The organism is Staphylococcus agnetis (genome assembly GCF_011466855.1).
In the GTDB taxonomy this organism is placed as follows: domain Bacteria; phylum Bacillota; class Bacilli; order Staphylococcales; family Staphylococcaceae; genus Staphylococcus; species Staphylococcus agnetis.
This window is the reverse complement of sequence record NZ_CP045927.1, coordinates 618,500-638,077: the sequence shown is the minus strand read 5'-3', so window position 1 is coordinate 638,077 and position 19,578 is coordinate 618,500. Positions and strand designations below refer to the sequence as shown.

Genomic DNA, 19,578 nt, shown 5'->3' with positions numbered 1-19,578 from the left:
CAATGTAATAAAATCCATTATTTTTAAACACGATGACATGCACGAAAATGTAGCGTTATCAATTCAAATTTTACGCTACACCACTATATATAATGTATCAATATCACTAAGAGTTTGTATGCTTTTAATGCTACAAGCTCTTTTTTAGTATATTGAAATCATTGTATAAATATTTTAATGTAAAGAAAAAATACTCTAGGAGTGATTTAATTGATAAAAAAAGTGGAAAGTGATAAGGAGTACCGTGATGTATTATCAATTCGAATGACTGTGTTTGTTGATGAGCAGAATGTTCCTAAAGAGGAGGAGATAGATGAATTTGAACAAACTGCAACGCATTTTATTGCATATGATGACAATGGCAAAGCCCTAGCTACTGCAAGATATCGCATTGTCGATTCAATAGTCAAAGTAGAAAGGGTTGCCGTTTTAAAAGAAGCACGCGGATTGGGATTAGGCAGACAACTTATGTTATTTCTTGAAAAACATGCGTTAAATCAAGGCTACACGCATTTCAAATTAGGGGCGCAAACACACGCCATTCCATTCTATGAGACTTTAGGGTATGAGGCTTATGGCGATCAATTTTTAGATGGTGGTATTCCTCATTATTTCATGAAAAAGCAAGTTAAATCATAAAAATTAATAATCCTGTAATATTTCCATCAATAATTCGCTAAAAATGAAATATAAAAATGTTTGAATCTAATGTATCTCGTGAATCGATTATTAAAATTAAATTACAATACAATTAAAAACACCATTTGTGAGTTGGGACACTATATAATGATATCAATCAACTTTATACTATCTTACAGATAAAAAGGGGTAATGAAATGGTAAAAAAAATTGGGTATAAAACACCTTCTATTATTGCACTGACGATTGCAGGAACAGCAATTTCAGCACATCATGCTGACGCAGCAGAAAATACGACGCAACCAACACAACCTACACCTAACAAGGTGATTGACAGTCAAAAAGCGTTACAACAAGCTGAAAAAGCCAAAGCTGCTACAACGTCTCAACAAACTACTGTTTCTGGCACTAAAGCATATCAAGACCCAACTAAAGTTTCAACAAACAGCACAACATCTACTACTCCAACGCAATCCAAACAAGTAAATTCGACAGCAACAAAAGCATCAACTCAAACATCGACTGCTCAACCTAAATCAGACAGTCATATTCAATTACACAACGAGGCGCAAGTCTCACCAGAAGCTTATGCACAAGCTAATCGTACAACTGCAACACAATCTACTGCGCAAACGAATACGACACAATCTACACAAGCATCTGCGCAAACGCAACACACACAGTCTTCACAAGTATCATCTCAAAACAACACGAACACATCACAATCATTATCAGCACAACCAAAAACTTATTCTGCTCAAACAAACACTACGGATATTAATGCCAATCCAAACGGACCTACCCCTCCAAGAATTGGTGGTAAAGGCGGTCCAGCGACACTATCATTAAATTCGAATGCGACATCGGGTACTACAGCGTTGCGTGCTAATGCGACAGCTGCGTATAAACCAAAAGTAGCATCAAAAATTAATGATTATATTCGTAAACAAAATTACACTGTTCCAAAATATGAAGAAGATTTTTCAAGTTATTTCCCTAAATATGGCTATCGCAATGGTGTAGGTAAGCCTGAAGGTATTGTTGTTCATGACACAGCGAACCCTAATTCTACAATTGAGGGTGAAATCAGTTATATGAAACGCAACTACCAAAGTGCTTTCGTACATGGTTTCATTAATGATCAACGTATCATTGAAACACAACCTACTGATTACCTTTCTTGGGGCGCAGGTCCTTATGCGAATGAACGTTTTATCAATATTGAACTTGTTCACGTATATGGATATGACAAATTTGCGCGTCAAATGAATAACTTTGCTGATTACGCAGCTACAAATCTTCAATATTATAATTTACGTCCAGATAGCGCTGAATATGATGGTCAAGGTACTGTATGGACACATGATGCAGTATCAAGATTCTTAGGCGGAACGGACCATACAGACCCACATGGCTATTTAGCTTCACGTGGCTATTCATATAATGAGTTGTATGATTTAATCAATGAAAAATATATGATTAAAATGGGATTAGCTTCACCAGCATACACACCAGGTGGTTCTACACCTTCTACTCCGTCAACGCCGGACACTAAACCGTCTTCACCATTATCAGTAACTAATGATACTGGTGTCGGCCGTATTAACACATCTAATAGTGGTTTATACACAACGGTATATGATAATGCTGGAAAGAAAACTTCCGCAACAAATCAAACATTGAATGTAACTAAAAAAGCTTCATTAAATGGTAATAATTTTTACCTTGTTTCTGACTATAATACAGGTACTCATTTAGGTTGGGTGAAGCAAACGGACGTTGATTACCGTACAAGTCAACCAGCTGTTAAAATCAGTAAAAACTTTACGATTCCTACTGGTACAACACTCTATAGTGTGCCTTGGGGTACAAGTGCTCAAGTGGCTGGTGCTGTAAAAGGTACAGGTGCTCAAGCATTTAAAGCAACGCAACAAAAACAAATTGCCAATGCGATTTATATTTATGGTACAGCAAATAACGTTTCGGGTTGGGTAAACCAAAGCGTACTTTCGGTACCATCAAATACAAATCAATTAAAAGTAACTGCTGACACGGGTGTTGGCCGCATCAACGCTAAAAATAATGGACTGTATGCTTCAGTATATGATGCATCAGGTAAGAAAACTTCCGCAACAAACCAAACATTGAATGTAACTAAAAAAGCTTCACTAAATGGTGAACAGTTCTACCTTGTTTCGGATTACAATAATGGCACTAACATTGGTTGGGTGAAACAATCAGACGTCGATTACCGTACAAGTCAACCTGCCGTTAAAATCAGTAAAAACTTTACAATTCCAGCTGGTACAACACTCTATAGTGTGCCTTGGGGTACAAGTGTACAAGTAGCTGGCGCTGTAAAAGGTACAGGTGCACAAGCATTTAAAGCAACGCAACAAAAACAAATTGCGAATGCTACTTACATTTACGGTACAGCGAATAACATCTCTGGTTGGGTAAATCAAAAAGTACTATCTTTACCGAAAGCAACGCAACAAATCGTACAAGCTGTATCTCAGATTGGTCAATTAAAACCAACTAACTCAGGTGTTAGAGCTACGATTTATGACCAAACTGGTAAAGACGCTTCAAGTCACGCTGATCGCACATACAAAATCACTAAAACAGCTTCAGCGAACAACCAAAATTTCGTGTTATTACAAAATGCGAATAATACACCGTTAGGTTGGTTCAAAACAGAAGATGTGTTGTCACGTCAATTAGGTAAAGAAGTGCCTGCTGCTGGTCAATATGTTGTGAATACGAATGCTACAGGTTTATATGCAATGCCTTGGGGTACTGCAAAACAACGCATTGATACACTTAAAGCATTAACAAATCGTACATTTAATGCAACTAAATCTGTACTTGTTGGTAAAGACACGTATTTATTTGGTAACATTAATCAAAAAATGGGTTGGATCAATAAAAACGAATTAACTGCAAAAGCAGTTGCACAACCAAAACCTACGCCAACACAAATTAAGACGTTAACGAAGCCAGTCGACTATGTCGTTTATAATCGTAACGGGCAATACTTCACAAATGTTGGCGATGCTAAGGCTAAAGGATATTTATCAAGCTATTATGAAAGTTTATTCAATGTTCAACGTTCAGCACTCGTTAATGGTGTGACTTGGTATTATGGTCAATTTAATGATGGTACACGTGCGTGGATCAAATCAGCTGACTTACGTTCACAATTAACACGTTACATCAATTCACCATATACATTTAATCAAGCAGTTGATATTCAGTCTAATCTTTCATATAAACCACAAATCCAAAGAGTGCCTGGTCAATGGGTGGATGCAACGCGTGCAGAAGTAGCAAACGCAATGAATCCATCAACAATTGAAAAAGACCCAACTCAAAAATATCAATTCCTTAAATTGGATAAATACCAAGGTTTAGATGCTGCACAACTTAACAAACTGTTAGTAGGTAAAGGCATCTTAGCTGGACAAGGTCAAGCATTCAAACAAGCTGCTCAAGCAAATAACATCAATGAAATTTACCTCATCTCTCATGCTTTACTTGAAACGGGTAATGGTACATCTACCCTTGCTAACGGTGGCTATGTTGATGCAAACAATAAAGTAGTAACAAATTCTACACGTAAGTTTTACAATATGTTTGGTATCGGTGCTGTAGATACAGATGCGATTCGCGGTGGCTTTAAAACTGCGGAAGCTTACGGTTGGAACACTGTAAGTAAAGCAATAGTCGGCGGTGCAAGCTTCATCAAAAACCGTTATATCGGTATTGGTCAAAATACGCTTTACCGCATGAGATGGAATCCTGAAAATCCAGGTACGCACCAATATGCTACAGATATTAATTGGGCACATCATAATGCTGCGCGTATGAAACAATTCTACGATGCAGTTGGTGCTGCTGGTAAATACTTCGATGTAGACCGTTATAAAAAATAACAGCCTATCAATGCTTAAGGGTCAGGACATACATTGTTCTGGCCCTTTTTATAATGCCTTCCTCATAGATTAAACGTAATGTCATCTTTACTATCCCATATTTCGAATAGCACTGATATTGCCCCTATTTCAAAATGTTGATAATAGTAACTGAAGTCATCAGTAACCTCAATCAAGACTATTAATATGATTGTAATGGCATTAAAGTTTAAAAATACTTTTATCTGATTACTAAAAATGATTTATATTTTTATTTTCTTATTAATAAAGTGGGTATAATATAGCGTTAGCTTTCCCTTTCAATTGCATTCATCCCTAAGATTGTAATACATTTATAATAACGATTGTTAAAGGAGTATAACTCAATGGCACATGCGATTAAACGTGATGCATTCTTTGATAATGCACGTGCACTACTTATTTTTTTGGTTGTTTTCGGACATTTAATACAACCTTATACAGATGCACATTCAGCTATTAATGCATTGTATTTAACGATATATAGTTTTCATATGCCAGCATTCCTATTTATTTCTGGCTATTTTTCAAAAAATGTTGGCCGCGCAGGCTATATTGAAAAAGTGGGTAAAAAATTATTAGGTCCTTACCTTATTTTCTTTGCCTTTTTCTCAATTTACTATTTTATTTCTGGAAAAAATAGTTCCATTGATTTGGATCCTTTTGACCCTGTATTCGCATTATGGTTTTTATTAACGCTATTCTTTTTTAATGTCATTATCGTTATCGTCAGAAACTACAAATGGATATATGTATTACCCATTGCTATTTTAATCGCTATATTAGCGGGTTTTTCAACTAACATAGACGGTTATTTAAGTTGGTCTCGCACTTTAGTATTTTTCCCTATATTTTATATAGGCTATATTCTTGGAGATCATTTTAGTAAACTGATTCGATGGAAAAAATTGGCGCCGCTATCTTTTTTAACGCTTTTAACGTTTTTCATCATTTACTATATTCATCCGATTGACTCATCTTGGTTGCTAGGTAGTTCACCTTATACAAAAACTAGCGGATGGAACGTCTTATTAAGTCCAATTAAACGCCTTACATTATATGTCATTATTTTCTCTACCATGTTTGCATTCTTAAACTTAATCCCTGAAAAACGACAAAGGTGGACATATATCGGCTCTAGAACAATGTACGTTTATTTATTACATGGCTTATTTATAGGTATTATTCGAGGCCATAATTTATTTCCGTTTATTGATCATCCATTAGCCGGAGTTATTTACAACTTTACCCTTTCCCTATTTATCGTTTGGTTATGGTCAACCGATTTTGTAGCCAAATGGACCAATCCGTTTGTACATTTGGAAAAACCTTCACAATTTAAACCTTATTCTTAAAGAATTAAAGAGAAGTCACCTAAAGTATGGTATGCTTTGGTGTAACTTCTCTTTTTTTAGGATGTGATGTTATGAAACTTGAACTCAATAACCAATCTCAATATTTAAAAGCTCCTAGCATTCGACAATTTTCGAATCGCATACATCAATTAAAAGATGTGATAAATTTAACAGTCGGTCAACCAGACTTTGAAATGCCCTCTCCAGTTAAAAAAGCCTATGTAGATGCTATAACCAATAATTTAACGACATACTCTCACAACAAAGGGTTACTTGAAACACGTCAAGCCGTATCAGATTATTTAAAAAAACAATTTCATGTTACTTACGATGCTGAATCTATTATAATGACAAACGGTGCATCTGAAGCATTAGATACAAGCTTAAGATGCATTTTAAATCCGGGCGATGAAGTCCTTTTACCTGGCCCTGTTTACGCTGGTTACATTCCACTAATTCAAACATTAGGTGGTCAACCGGTGTTTATGGATACACGTAAAACGCAATTTAAAGTCACACCCGAATTGATAGAGGCACATATAACACCTCAAACAAAAGTCGTACTATTAAACTACCCTTCAAATCCAACTGGAATGACATTAACCTATGATGAAGTTAAAGTATTAGCAGATTGTCTAAAAAAACATCATGTTTTTGTCATTAGTGATGAAATTTATGCTGAAAATACATTCAATACACATCACACATCATTTGCGCAATTTGATGTCATTAAAAATCAATTGTTACTTATAAATGGGCTCAGTAAATCACATGCAGCAACAGGGATACGTATGGGATTTTTAGCAGGACCAACGCACATTATTAATCAATTAACATTCATGCATGCGTATAACTGTATTTGTGCCAATGTGCCATCACAAGTAGCAACAATTGCAGCACTGACAGAAGGTATACATGCCCCACAGCATATGAATGCCGCTTACATCGAACGCCGTGATTTTTTAATAGGCGCTTTAAACGATATGGGATTTGAATTAGAAGCCATACCTCAAGGCGCATTTTACATTTTCCCAAAAATCACACGTTTCACTGATAACGATTATGACTTCTGTGTCGATGTTTTGGAAAAAGCAGGCGTTGCCATGGTGCCCGGATCTTCTTTTACAGACTACGGTAAAGGGTACATTCGTATTTCTTACGCCTATCATATGGATGCATTAAAAGAAGGTATGCGTCGTCTGAAACACTACTTAGAAACCTATTATCCTCAAAATTAACATCAAAAAACCCTCAAACACATTCGAGTTTGAGGGTTTTACAATACATGTATTATTACATTATATTTTTTCAATCAAATTACGTTAACTTATGGAAATTTTGGGAATTGATCAAAGTCAGGTGAACGTTTTTCTTTAAACGCATCTCGACCTTCTTTAGCCTCATCCGTTGTATAGTAAAGTAATGTCGCATCACCAGCAAATTGTTGTAAACCAGCTAATCCGTCAGTGTCCGCGTTCATTGCAGCCTTTAAGAAACGTAATGCTGTTGGTGAATGTTGTAAAATTTCTTTACACCATTGTACTGTTTCGTCTTCAATTTTATCTAATGGTACAACTGTGTTTGCCATACCCATATCTAAAGCTTGTTGCGCATCGTACTGGCGACATAAATACCAAATTTCACGCGCTTTTTTATGTCCAACAATACGAGCCAAATATCCAGACCCATAGCCAGCATCAAATGATCCTACTTTAGGACCAGTTTGACCAAACTTAGCGTTGTCAGCAGCAATAGTTAAGTCACATACAACTTGTAATACATTTCCACCACCGATGGCATATCCTTTAACCATCGCAATGACAGGTTTTGGAATTACACGAATTAAACGTTGTAAGTCCAGTACGTTTAATCGTGGAATTTGGTCATCACCTACATAACCACCATGGCCACGAACTTTTTGATCGCCGCCAGAACAAAATGCTTTGTCACCTTCACCTGTTAAGATAATGACACCCACGCGTTCATCGTCACGAGCACGTGTAAATGCGTCTATCATTTCATGTACAGTATTTGGAGTAAAAGCATTATGAACCTCTGGACGATTGATCGTCACTTTAGCGATACCTTCAAAATATTCATATTTAATTTCTTTATATTCCTTTAGTGTCTCCCATTGTCTTTCCATAGTTGGCCTCCTCAATTAAACCTTTTATAAAAGCTAGTGTTATTGTATCAAATTTTGCAACATCTTCCACATGAACTGTATGCCCTACTTGAGGTACAACTTCAAGTTTGGCATGTGGAAGGTCGTCTTTCATATTATGGGCAATCTCTACAAATTTTTCATCCCATTCTCCAACAATGAGTTGAACTGGCAATTGGAGATTTGCTAAATCATTCCATAAATTCGGCATCACTCCAGTGCCATAATCCCGCAAAGCTTTCGCTAATCGAGATGGAGATTGACGTAATCTCATATTCCTTATGCGTTGTTGTTCAACATCTGATAAAAATCGTTGTGATTGAAACAATGGCAACCGTTCCCAGTCGTTGACGAACGTTTCTAATGGTGCAAGTTCAAGTACACGCGCGCGTGCTAGATCGACTTGTATTCGTTCTGTCCGCATCACCTCATCTTGAATGCCTGGAGAACCACTTTCTAAAATCAATCCAGAAAGCCTCGTCTCATGATGAATTGCATAATAAAGTGCGACCCGCGCGCCCATTGAATACCCATGTAATATCACATGTTTATCGGCGAAGCGTTGTACAACGTTATGAAGTTGATGACCCATCCACTCAAAATCCCAAGATTGATCCATGCTCGAATCGTCTTGACCATGTCCAGGTAAATCAATCGTTACCATTTTCATTGTTTCTGAGAGCTGCTTGATATGATGATCAAATGTACTGCTATCACTGATAAAACCATGTAATAATATGAGCACGATATCTGAAGGTTGCTTTGCATCATGATTTTTATAGTGTAACATCGACGACCTCACGTAACTGTTCATAGAGTGCTTGATGGGCCTCATAATTACTGTCACGGTCCGTTACAATCTCATAAAGCGTTGCGGACATCGTATTTAGTGGCGCATAGTCAAAGGTTTGAATATCTGTGAAGCGTTTATAACCGAATTGATATAAGTTTGCCACATGTTCAAAATCAAGACCTGTCGGTGTACCAAACAACCGTTCAAAATGTGGTGCTGCAGATGATTTTTGAGGTAAATATGAAAAGATACCACCACCATCATTATTCACTAAAATAATATTCATATGAATATCATTTAACTTAGACATCAATAGACCGTTCATATCATGGTAAAATGCGATGTCGCCAATCAACAATGTTACCTTCTTGTGTACAGCCATACCTAACGCGGTAGACACAACACCATCTATACCATTAGCGCCTCGATTGGCATAAATACTAAAGTCACGCCCATAATATAAATTGTCTATATCTCGAATAGGCATACTATTACTTACAAATAAGTGATCTGTAGCATCTAATTTATCAAGTAACTTTGAGATAAATCCAGCTTCATCATGCGCTTGTTTTTGATGATATGTGATGGTTTCTCTCGCTTGTAACTCCATTTTTTGCCAATGCCTCAACCAAACTTTACGATATGTACTATCTAAAATGTCGAGTGATCTAAAGAAATCATTGGCGGACATTTCGTAAAAATAGTCAGGCATTTTAGGAAATGCATCTATATCTTTACTATTTTGAATTAAAATTTGCGTTGCAGGCGTTTGTTTTAGCCACTGATTTAATTTTTTAGAAACCACTGGTTTACCGACTCTAATGACGAAATCGGCATCCATTTCGAGTCCAGCACGCAATAATAAATCATACGTTGCAATGACATTAGGATGCTGTGTACGGCGAATCGGATTTAAAGGATCCGCTAATATTGGTAAATCATACTCTGTGGCAAACGTTAATAATTGTGATACATCTTGATGTTGCATATCCCCTACTACAATCAGCCCTTTCACTTGTTTAAGCGTATTGGCAATTGGTGAAGGGTCTATCGTTTTTTGATACTTCGGTAATGTATACGTATATGCCGTTAATAAATCAGTTCGCGACCAATCCGGTGTTAACGGTTCACGAAACGGTAAATTAAAATGTACTGGTCCTTGATGTGGCCCCACAAAATATTGACTTGCTTTTTGCAGTTGATAACGGTTCGCTTCTAATGTTAGTTGCGAGCCATCTGCAAGAGGCATATCAAATTGAAAACGCACATAATTCTCAAACATATTCACTTGATTGATTGCTTGAGGCGCACCTACATCTCGCAATTCATGTGGGCGATCACTTGTTAATACGACAAGTGGTAATCGACTAATATGACTTTCTGCTACAGCTGGCACATAGTTTGCGGCAGCTGTACCTGATGTACACACTATCGCGACTGGACGATTGCTTCCTTTAATTAAACCTAACGCAAAGAACGCGGCACTGCGTTCATCTGGATGCACCCATGTTTTAATTTCTGGATGACATTCACAAGCAATCGCAAGCGGTGTAGAACGTGAGCCTGGACTAATGACCACTTCTCTCACACCATAGGCGTAAAGTTCTGATATAAAATGAAACACTTGTTCAGTTAAATGTTGTTGTGCATGCGTCAACTTAGCTCACTCCTAAAGCGTCCATCATAGGACTGAATTTTAAAGCAGTTTCTGCTACTTCTGCTTTCGCATTTGAATCTTTCACGATACCCGCACCTGCAAAAAGAAGTGCCGTATCGTTATTAATTAACATTGAGCGTATAGCAACGATAAATTCACTATCATCATACATATCTATCATGCCTACTGGTGCCCCATACAACCCTCTTGCATTGAATTCATGAGTATCAATATATTGCACCGCTTGCGCTTTTGGATAGCCCCCTAATGCAGGCGTTGGATGCATAACATCAATCAGTTCAATATAATTAGGCGTCACCAAATGCCCACCAATTTCAGTGTACAAATGATATAAATGATCATTTTTAAGAATGCTTGGCGTCTTATGATAGTGTACGTCTTTAACAAAAGGCTTAATATCTTCCAGAATACTTTCGACAACAATGTGATGCTCACCTAAATTTTTAGTATCCTGTAAGAAAGCTTTAACTTGTGCTTGATCTTGCTCTGCGTGTTGCGTTCTTTTAATTGTTCCTGCCACAGCTTTAGTTGAAAGCATATTATCTTGAACTTTAAACAGTTGTTCAGGCGTTTGAGAAATAAAACAATCATCGCCTGACTCTATTAAAAATAAATAACTATTCTTTTCATTTTTCAAAGCCCGTTCTAATACAGAAGCAATGTCGATGGTTGTATTAAATTTAATTTCTCGACGTCGCGATAATACAACCTTTTCATCAGACTTTAAGTTTTGAATCGTTTGATCAACCAAGTGTTCCCACGCATCAATGTCCAGATCCCGTTGAGTACATACGTACAAATCCGCTTCATCAGATGTGTAAGCGGTTGAATCAAATTGACTCAAACACGTATAAATCGCTTTAAATTCTTCAAATGAAAAATCTGATCTACGTTTTGTATATGTGAAATACGTGTCACCATCAATATAAGATATTAATATTTCAGGTAAAATAAAATGATTCATGTCAAATTGTCGCCATTCCACACTCGTACGTTGTGTAGAAAATTGAAATCCGCCATATATACGCAAATGATGTTTCGTCGTGGATGGATGTATTAGTGCAATATCTTCTTTAAAACGATCCCAATCTTTAAACATAGATCGTTTGTTTTTATGGTTATTTTTAAATTCCTTCGCAATGCGACATCCAAAAAAAGCTGTTTCATTATCATTAAGCCGAAAATAAAAGCGGTTACCCGCTTCTTGATTAGTTTTTCTAAATAATGTCACTGGATCCAATGTACGCGGTAAACGCACCTCTATGGAGACCCAAGTTTTAGATGTGCTCGATATTGCGTCAATGATTTCTTGCTCACCAACGTCAACAGTCATCTGTCTCTCACTTCTTTCTCATAATCATAATCCCATTAACATTCATTTTAACATTTTTTAATAGTAAATGTGAGAGACATTGCTTAAATCATAGAGTTTGTTATTGATTTCATTTCTAAACTTTTCTATACTGTTTTTGTATTAATAATATAAATAATCGAGGTTTTGATCTATATGGTGAATCAATTTCAGCAACATTCAACCTTTCATAAGTATTGGCAATTAATGCGACCTCACACGTTAACTGCTGCTATCGTACCAGTTTTAGTGGGTACAGCGATTGCAAAAATTTTCCAACTTGGTAGTGAAGATCATATCAATATGGGCTTGTTTATCGCAATGTTGCTCGCTTGCCTTTTAATTCAAGCAGCGACGAATATGTTTAACGAGTACTACGATTACAAAAAAGGCCTTGATGATCATGAATCAGTGGGAATTGGTGGTGCCATTGTACGTCATGGGATGACACCTAAATCCGTGTTCAATTTGGCCATCGCATTTTATGTAGTTGCTACGATTTTAGGGTTATTTATCGCAGCACAAACGTCATTTTGGCTCATCCCTATAGGCTTATTGTGTATGGCCATTGGCTATTTATACACAGGCGGCCCGTTCCCAATTTCTTGGACACCGTTTGGTGAAGTATTTTCTGGTGTTTTTATGGGAATGTTCATCATTTTAATTGCCTTTTTTATTCAGGCAGGACATGTTAATAGTACCGTGGTTTGGATGAGTATTCCGATTGTGATTACCATCGGCTTAATTAATATGGCAAATAATATTCGTGACCGCGTTAAAGATAAACGCAGTGGACGTCGTACATTACCAATTCTTCTTGGTAAACGTTTGTCATTACTTGTTTTAGCGGCAATGTATGTACTTGCCTATGTATGGGTTATCTACACTGTCTTTTTCGTTCCAGGCGGTTCTATTTTCTTTTTACTTATCTTATTAAGTTTCCCATGGCCTATAAAGGTGTATCGCCGTTTTAAAAAGAATGATACACCTGAGACAATGATGCCAGCGATGATTGCAGCTGGAAAAACCAACACATTTTTCGGCTTACTTTACGCATTAGGCATTTATATTAGCGCTCTATTAGGCAATATTTAAATGAAAACCCACTTAACGCTTATGCTGTTAAGTGGGTTCTGTTTTGTCTTTTTTAATTTGTATGAGTTGATGACGATAATTGAAAAATTGACGATAGCTCAAATATGTGGCTACGAGTGCTGAAATAATCGTTGCCGTCGTATGAATAAATACAACCATAAGTTGAAATTTAATCGCTTGTAATGGCGGAACACCTGCAATAATTAATCCTGTCATCATCCCTGGTATGGACACCAGCCCATACGTTTTTACCGAGTCAATCGTTGGCACAATGGCCACTTTAATACTTTCGCGTATCGCTTCTTTAGCCGCAAGTGAGGGCGCTGCACCTAATGATAACTTAGCTTCAATTGATTCCGTTTCTTTAGTAAAAATACGGTTAAGATTTTGGTAACTTAAATTTATCGCAATCATCCCATTACTGCCTACCATCCCTGCGACAGGTATGATTTCGTTAGGTGTAAAATCTATCGCACCTGTCAGTAAAACCCCACCTAAAGATAAAACGGCTCCAGTCATAATCGCTACAAATGAAACCCAAAAGACATGATGCATAATGGTAGATGCACGCTTTTTAGTGTTTGCTGCTGCATTAATCATAATCACAAGAATAAGTGCTAGTACAATCCATGTATCTTCTACTTTAAATACAAATTCAAGCAAATAACCAATCAAAACTAATTGAATGACTGCTCTTACAGCTGCGATAATTAAATCTTTTGCGATACGTAGTTTTTCTTTATAAGAAATAATAATCGGAATCAACAATAATAGTGAAGTTAAAAGCAAAGATGTTGTGGTCATATCGCCTCCTCCTTCACAAGTTCACCGTTATGTATTGTAATAATACGCTGAAAATGGCGATGACTTTGCGCCGTATTATGAGTAATCCATAACACTGCTGTACCTGCTTCAACCATTTCAAAAATTAATTTTTCAATGGATTGACTGTTCTTATCATCTAATGCGCTGGTCGCTTCATCTAATAATAACAACTCCGGTCGATACATTAATTGTCGCGCGATAGTCACACGTTGTTGTTCCCCACCTGACATGTGCTGTACTCGCGCATTCAATTTATACTTTTTAAGTCCAACAGCCTCTAATAACGCCTTCGCACGCGCCTTGTCAAATGTCTCTTGACGCGCCAATGATGGAAAAGCAAGATTATCATATATCGTTTCACCAAATAGCTCTAATCGTTGTGGTAAATAACTAACACGCTGTCTTAATATTTCAGGCTCATAGTCCTGGTATGAGTGCCCTTGAAATAAAATATCTCCTTCTGTTGGCGATATTAAATCAGCAATGACACGTAATAATGTACTTTTCCCACTGCCTGATGCCCCTACAACTGCAATTGCTTCGCCCTGTTTAACGTTAAGATTAATTTGATTTAATATGCGTTGATCATCTACATGATAGCTTACATTATTTAAATCAAGCATAGCACCCCTCCTTATTCTGTATATATCATATAATCATATACATGGCCATATAACGTTTTTTCAATATGTGGTTTGAAACCCATATTTTCATATAATTTTTTCGCACGTACATTGTCACGATCACAATTCAAGCTAAAGGTTTGACCTCTATATTTTTCAAAAACATGTATCATCAATGCTTTCGCAATACCACGCCCTCTGTATTGTGGAAATGTCGCGATAGATTCAATATATCTATCCGTATCTTCTGCCTCTTTAACAGGTAAAGGGGTTTTAGTCGATAAAGGTAGACTTTTGGCACGCTTTATCGTGCTCCAACTTTCTTCGTAATATAACTCTTTATCTCCATCATACGTAACGATCATACCCGCTACTTGCCCTTCAACATCATAAACATCAATACGATGATAACTATTTCGATATGATTCAGAAGCGACACTTTCTTCGATTACTTTAATTACTTCAGACTTATCATAGTTTTCAACTATTTCAAGTTCCATATCTTTCCAAATCATATATGTTAGTTCTGCAATGGCTGTGGCATCATTTATGGTAGCTGTTCGTATCATACAATTCCCCCTTTTAACTTTATTTTAGAGGAATATATCATTTTATGGAATAAATGCACATCTGTAGGTATAGAGTAAAATAAATATAAACATGAACATTAAAAGAAGTAACACCACGTTTTCGGGGACGTTCAGCTTGCAAAAACAATTATAAGAAAGGTATCTAAATTTATTAAAATCCCTTTATAACAGACTAATACAACGACGTTTAATGTATAAAAAAAGAACATTGCGATTGCAATGTTCTTTAAACGGAAACGGAGGGATTCGAACCCTCGCGCCGCTCTCGCGACCTACACCCTTAGCAGGGGCGCCTCTTCAGCCAACTTGAGTACGTTTCCTAATGGCTCCACAGGTAGGACTCGAACCTACGACCGATCGGTTAACAGCCGATAGCTCTACCACTGAGCTACTGTGGATTCATATTATTTTTTTGTAAGCACAGATACTATTATATCAATTCGGTTGAAGAAATCAAGAGCTAAAATTAAAAAAGTTAACGGAATATTTACACTATAGGAGCTGAAATTCCGCCAACTTTACGTTTTGCACAATGTAATCGCACTATTTCCCTATTCCAATGCATAAAGTTCATTTAAACCTATCGTTAACCGGTCTGTTTGGCGTTTATTAGCAATTGTAAGTTCATTATTCAATGTATTGATTGAAGTAATATATCCCTCTATCGTATGAATATAGCCCGAACGCCAATAACTGATTTTAGCACTTTCATTTTTAGAAATTTTAAAATGCAACATATGATTGATTTCGATGATTTGGTCTTCACTCAAGTCAGGACGGTCAATTTTGAGTTGATTCGCTTCAAACTGTTTAATTCTTTCGAACTGTTCTGGAAGCGTCGCAAAAGGCGCCCATTTAACAATACCGCGTCCCATCGGTATGCGTGCATTTAAATATTGACGTGGTATTTTCCGATAATCCGTTTCTGTTTGATACTTAGGGGGAAGTGTACGGTCCAACATATTCATCACCTCGCACTCATTATAGAACATACGTTCGTGTTTGTGAAGTGATTTTTTAAAGATTCAACGTTTGACCAATTAAAAAACGGCTTAAGAAAAGAGCTCAAACCGTTGAATATCGGATTAAATACCCATAATCGTCATAATAAACAATAGCGCAGCAATCACGAAAACACCTACTGTTAATAGAAATGACAGTTGCTGTTTCAATTTTTTATTCAAAAGACACTCCCCCCATCCCTTAACTCACTTTTGAATACCACACAAACCATTGAGGTTATAAAATACCTATCTCAAAATGATTAGACAATATTCAGAATAATAGTAAGACGATCTTTGTTATAATTAGTCAAACGACTAATATTTAATAGTGTTATACATTATTTTACACTACAATAATAATATATTCCACTTCTATTTTGAGTTAACACACTATAATTGCCTTTTAAAACGCAACATATCTCTGCACCAAATGCCATTTTCATAAATAGGTGCTTCATTATCTTGACTAAAGAAATCAAATAACACATCTACTAATCTAAAACCTGCTTTTTGATAAAAAGCAATTTGATTGATACTTGAATTACCAGTACCGACAATCATTTCTTTAAAATGGTTTTCAGTTGCAAAAGCTATTGCATGATTAAGTAACTTTTTCCCAATACCTACACCTTGTTTTGAATCTTTAACAGCAATGTTAACTAATTCGATACGTTCAGTATCAAGCGCCACTAAAATGTAACTTCCTACAATACCATCATCTTCTTTGTATGCCACACATATACCTGAATTTAAGTACGCCTTTACTCTCTGATAAGAAGGATCCGCGAGTAATAATAAATCCATTGGAGCTTCTTCGATTGTATCCATAACTACAAACATGACGGTCACACCCTTTAACATAAAAATACACTTATACTTCTACAGTAGCATACTTAATAGAAGTATAAGTGTTAATACATCAAAATATGAATCCATTTTAAATTACATTCGGAATACCATTACATTGCGCACTTTCATTTGCGTCAACATATTCAATCCTATCATTTGAGCATTTACAAAAATTACCTAAGGATTTTAATAAAATATTAATTAGAAAATATGTTGTAAAGAAAACTTTAAAGTTACGACTCATCATGGGCCTCCTTAAAATCAATAGTTATTCAACTATACCCTTTATATTTCACGTTATGTGCAAGAGTCGATATATCATATAAACATTGGGATAATTTAAAAAGATATTACTTTGAAGGATCTATACTTCAGGAAGATTTGGAAATGGTTTTGAGGCATCAGGGCCAGGTTGATAGTTAGTACGTTGTTTTTCTAAAATAGCATATCTCGAAAGTGCTTCATAAATATTGAAATTGTCTTTATTATAATCGATAGGTTTTTCGGGATTCGTCGTGAGTGCTTTCGCTTTACGGTCTAAGAGATACGAAAAAGTAATACAGTTGCGATACTGCGTAGAGATAGTGTGTTCTGAAACATTTAAAATGACAGATTGACCATTTACAAAAGTAATTTTTACTTTAGCACCTTTTAATTTTTTAATTCGTTCAACAAAATGCATATTCATCCAGCTGTTTTCAGTAGCGCGATCGGAATGTGATGGAAAATAAAATGAAGGAAATATCGGAGTGATATTAATTGGAAGTTTACTTTTGAGGTTCGAAATGCGACGCGTTTGTGCTTTTCTAGATTGATACGTTTCACCATAACATTTACAACTGTTTTCAATGATTTGTATCAATGGTTCGTGAACAATGATTGGTGGTTCATCGTACTTCAGAATTTCCGTACTTTGATTGATGCCATATGGGCCATCTGTCGGACGTAAAAACATGTCTCCTTTCATAATAATATAATTGTTTTGGTTAACTGAATTTTTCATTCGGTTCCCCCTTTTTAGATTTATTTTATTTCTCTATGTACCACCTATTATATACAAACCAAACTAAATGTCAATCTAAATTTGATGTTTTATTAAATTTAATTTTAAGCACCTCAAAACACCACCTTTAAAACTTTTAAAAATTCAGAATATTCATTGCATTTGTATTCATGTTTCGTTATACTGATAAATAACTATTTAAACAACATACAAGGAGTGATATGCTATGAAACATCAACTTGATACGAAAACGTATAATAATACTAACGCAATGCATATGATTCATCAGCTTGGTGTAGAATTAGTAATTGAAGACGCGCTAAAAAATCAGCGTAAGCAACAACTCAAACATTTAATTGATGAAGCGCTACAAAATAAAAACGAAGCTAACTTCAACAAGTATACTGCTGAATATTTAAAATTGGAGGAGCTTGAAGTTGAAATCATTTCATAATCATCATTAAAACAGGTCGAAACATTGCATGGATACAATGAGCGACCTGTTATTTTTATACCATTAAATCAATAATTTCTTCTTTTGAAATATCACCGAAGTAATAATAAAAGTCATAATCAACGAGTGCTTCTTTTATTGATTCTTTTAGATGTAACACGCCTTCCAAAGCATGTTCAAGTTCGGTTACGTTGCCTTCTCCAAAGAAATCACCGAATATTTTCGCATGTTCAATGCGTCCTTTTTTAACGTCCAATTTAATTTGAATAAAACCTTTTTCAAATTTATGTTCTCTTTCAAAATTGTATTTAGGGTTTTTACCATAATTCCATTCCCAAGTGCGGTATTTTTCATGACTCAACTTTTCAATATTGTCCCAGTCTTCATCTGTTAATACATATGCTTCTACTTCATTTTCACCAAAAAGTTGTTTTAAAATAATTTGCTTAAAGTCTTCAATATCTAAAGGTTGATCCAAAAACTCTTGAATATTAGCCACACGCTTGCGCACGGATTTCACACCTTTAGATTGAATTTTAGCTGGATTAACACGTAACGCGTTTTGTACTTCATCCAATTCACTGTTAAGCATGAGCGTGCCATGACTAAACATGCGGTCTTTCACTTTAACCATCGCATTGCCTGATATTTTGGCTTGTCCAACTTGTATGTCATTACGACCCGTTAACGCCGCATCCACACCCAATTGATTTAAAACATCGACAATCGGTTGCGTGAATTTCTTAAAGTTATGGAAACTTTGACCATCATCTTTCGTAATAAAACTAAAATTTAAATTACCAAAGTCATGATACACTGCACCGCCACCAGAAATACGACGTACAACATCAATATGATGCGCATCGATATAAGGTTGGTTGACTTCTTCAATGGTATTTTGATTTTTTCCAACAATGATAGAAGGTCTATTAATATAAAATAAGAAATAACTATCTTCATTATCCATTGGAACTGTATTTAAAACGTACTCCTCCATTGCTAAATTCATTGTAGGATCCGTGATATTATTGTTGCTAATGAATTTCATTTAAACTCTCTCCTTTGAAATAAGGTTGAACAATTTAAATATCGCACGATACATCTTCAAAAGCTACTGTTTACACTTAGAGATGACAAAAACATTAAAATTAACGCAAATTGTTTATTTAAATTGTAAATTTTAGTACAATATATGCTAGTTA

The 19,578-nt window shown here is 35.8% G+C and carries 17 protein-coding genes and 2 tRNA genes; 6 read left to right on the top strand and 13 right to left on the bottom strand.

Features of this window, described 5'->3' with window-relative positions; genetic code table 11:
- The first annotated feature begins 210 nt into the window (after window positions 1–210).
- The 4 genes from GJE18_RS03195 to GJE18_RS03180 all read left to right on the top strand — a co-directional run bounded on the left by GJE18_RS03195 (window position 211) and on the right by GJE18_RS03180 (window position 7,185).
- Window positions 211–639 carry a GNAT family N-acetyltransferase gene (locus tag GJE18_RS03195; protein WP_082624715.1) on the top strand — a complete coding sequence of 143 codons (429 nt, stop codon included), beginning with the start codon at window positions 211–213 and terminating at the stop codon, window positions 637–639.
- A gap of 197 nt (window positions 640–836) precedes the next feature.
- The gene (locus GJE18_RS03190) at window positions 837–4,574 is read left to right on the top strand and encodes an N-acetylmuramoyl-L-alanine amidase (protein WP_107368601.1); all 3,738 of its coding nucleotides are present in this window, start codon (window positions 837–839) and stop codon (window positions 4,572–4,574) included.
- Between the two features lie 365 nt (window positions 4,575–4,939).
- Window positions 4,940–5,947 (top strand): acyltransferase family protein, encoded by a 1,008-nt coding sequence (locus GJE18_RS03185; protein WP_060550770.1) that lies wholly within the window; start codon window positions 4,940–4,942, stop codon window positions 5,945–5,947.
- A gap of 71 nt (window positions 5,948–6,018) precedes the next feature.
- Complete coding sequence (locus GJE18_RS03180; protein WP_060550769.1) at window positions 6,019–7,185, top strand: aminotransferase class I/II-fold pyridoxal phosphate-dependent enzyme; 1,167 nt, start codon at window positions 6,019–6,021, stop codon at window positions 7,183–7,185.
- An 89-nt stretch (window positions 7,186–7,274) separates the two neighbouring features.
- On the opposite strand, the gene menB is transcribed toward GJE18_RS03180, so the two are convergent.
- From menB to GJE18_RS03160, 4 genes are read right to left on the bottom strand one after another with little or no spacing between them, the layout of a single operon-like run.
- On the bottom strand, window positions 7,275–8,093 hold the full coding sequence (gene menB, locus GJE18_RS03175) for a 1,4-dihydroxy-2-naphthoyl-CoA synthase (RefSeq protein WP_037565961.1): 819 nt from the start codon (window positions 8,091–8,093) through the stop codon (window positions 7,275–7,277).
- Window positions 8,059–8,901: a 2-succinyl-6-hydroxy-2,4-cyclohexadiene-1-carboxylate synthase gene (gene menH, locus GJE18_RS03170; RefSeq protein WP_107368600.1), complete on the bottom strand. Its 843-nt coding sequence runs from the start codon at window positions 8,899–8,901 to the stop codon at window positions 8,059–8,061. The genes menB and menH overlap by 35 nt, the downstream gene beginning before the upstream one ends.
- On the bottom strand, window positions 8,888–10,561 hold the full coding sequence (gene menD, locus GJE18_RS03165; RefSeq protein ID WP_103345472.1) for a 2-succinyl-5-enolpyruvyl-6-hydroxy-3-cyclohexene-1-carboxylic-acid synthase: 1,674 nt from the start codon (window positions 10,559–10,561) through the stop codon (window positions 8,888–8,890). The genes menH and menD overlap by 14 nt, the downstream gene beginning before the upstream one ends.
- A gap of 1 nt (window position 10,562) precedes the next feature.
- Window positions 10,563–11,915: an isochorismate synthase gene (locus GJE18_RS03160; RefSeq protein WP_107368599.1), complete on the bottom strand. Its 1,353-nt coding sequence runs from the start codon at window positions 11,913–11,915 to the stop codon at window positions 10,563–10,565.
- A gap of 174 nt (window positions 11,916–12,089) precedes the next feature.
- On the opposite strand from GJE18_RS03160, the gene GJE18_RS03155 reads away from it, so the two are divergent.
- Window positions 12,090–13,028 carry a 1,4-dihydroxy-2-naphthoate polyprenyltransferase gene (locus tag GJE18_RS03155; protein ID WP_060550765.1) on the top strand — a complete coding sequence of 313 codons (939 nt, stop codon included), beginning with the start codon at window positions 12,090–12,092 and terminating at the stop codon, window positions 13,026–13,028.
- Window positions 13,029–13,055: 27 nt separating this feature from the next.
- Here the strand turns inward: GJE18_RS03155 and GJE18_RS03150 are convergent, their stop codons facing one another.
- The 8 genes from GJE18_RS03150 to GJE18_RS03115 form a co-directional block, all read right to left on the bottom strand.
- Window positions 13,056–13,832 carry an ABC transporter permease gene (locus GJE18_RS03150; RefSeq protein WP_060550764.1) on the bottom strand — a complete coding sequence of 259 codons (777 nt, stop codon included), beginning with the start codon at window positions 13,830–13,832 and terminating at the stop codon, window positions 13,056–13,058.
- Complete coding sequence (locus GJE18_RS03145; protein WP_037565949.1) at window positions 13,829–14,476, bottom strand: ABC transporter ATP-binding protein; 648 nt, start codon at window positions 14,474–14,476, stop codon at window positions 13,829–13,831. Before GJE18_RS03145 ends, GJE18_RS03150 begins: the two co-directional genes overlap by 4 nt.
- Before the next feature lie 11 nt (window positions 14,477–14,487).
- On the bottom strand, window positions 14,488–15,045 hold the full coding sequence (locus GJE18_RS03140) for a GNAT family N-acetyltransferase (RefSeq protein WP_165886080.1): 558 nt from the start codon (window positions 15,043–15,045) through the stop codon (window positions 14,488–14,490).
- Between the two features lie 252 nt (window positions 15,046–15,297).
- A tRNA-Ser gene (locus tag GJE18_RS03135) sits at window positions 15,298–15,386 on the bottom strand.
- A 3-nt stretch (window positions 15,387–15,389) separates the two neighbouring features.
- Window positions 15,390–15,464: transfer RNA gene (locus GJE18_RS03130), tRNA-Asn, on the bottom strand.
- 153 nt (window positions 15,465–15,617) lie between these two features.
- Entirely contained in the window at window positions 15,618–16,028 is a 411-nt protein-coding gene (locus GJE18_RS03125; protein ID WP_103345470.1) for a YolD-like family protein, read from the bottom strand.
- 432 nt (window positions 16,029–16,460) lie between these two features.
- Entirely contained in the window at window positions 16,461–16,910 is a 450-nt protein-coding gene (locus GJE18_RS03120; RefSeq protein WP_060552462.1) for a GNAT family N-acetyltransferase, read from the bottom strand.
- A gap of 373 nt (window positions 16,911–17,283) precedes the next feature.
- The gene (locus GJE18_RS03115) at window positions 17,284–17,922 is read right to left on the bottom strand and encodes a competence protein ComK (protein ID WP_060550703.1); all 639 of its coding nucleotides are present in this window, start codon (window positions 17,920–17,922) and stop codon (window positions 17,284–17,286) included.
- A gap of 226 nt (window positions 17,923–18,148) precedes the next feature.
- Between GJE18_RS03115 and GJE18_RS03110 the strand changes: the two genes are divergently transcribed.
- Entirely contained in the window at window positions 18,149–18,376 is a 228-nt protein-coding gene (locus tag GJE18_RS03110) for an IDEAL domain-containing protein (protein WP_037565942.1), read from the top strand.
- A 55-nt stretch (window positions 18,377–18,431) separates the two neighbouring features.
- Here GJE18_RS03110 and GJE18_RS03105 read toward each other — a convergent pair whose 3' ends face one another.
- Entirely contained in the window at window positions 18,432–19,424 is a 993-nt protein-coding gene (locus GJE18_RS03105; protein ID WP_060550702.1) for a lipoate--protein ligase, read from the bottom strand.
- Window positions 19,425–19,578: the final 154 nt, after the last annotated feature.